This window comes from Chryseobacterium sp. SIMBA_029 (assembly GCF_046535275.1).
Classification (GTDB): Bacteria; Bacteroidota; Bacteroidia; order Flavobacteriales; family Weeksellaceae; genus Chryseobacterium.
The window spans coordinates 1-278 of sequence record NZ_JAWRXA010000219.1 but is presented as its reverse complement, the minus strand read 5'-3'; the positions used below and the strand labels follow the sequence as shown (position 1 = coordinate 278).

The window sequence follows — 278 nt, the reverse complement described above, 5'->3', positions numbered from 1 at the left end:
CCATCTGCATTTTCAACAGGTCAGCTTTAATGGTAGCATCTTTAATATCTGTATCAATAATTTTTTTGATTTTGTCAATATTAGCACCAGGAGTTGTTGGGTGAATATCTGACTGAGCCATTACAAATGCTAAAAGATAATCTTTTGCAATCTGTGGCAAATCGTTTTTAGTTTTCAAATATTGAGCAAACATTTCCGAAGTAGTAACTCCCGTTTTTCCTTTACTGTTTGCTTCTGCATATTTTTGGAAGTCAGGAGTCATTTTTACAAGCAAATAC

Annotated in this window: 1 pseudogene; it reads right to left on the bottom strand. The window is 33.5% G+C overall.

The window, feature by feature from the left end:
• Positions 1-262 (bottom strand): annotated as a pseudogene (locus SB679_RS23895) (TlpA family protein disulfide reductase); the annotation flags it as partial.
• Positions 263-278: the final 16 nt, after the last annotated feature.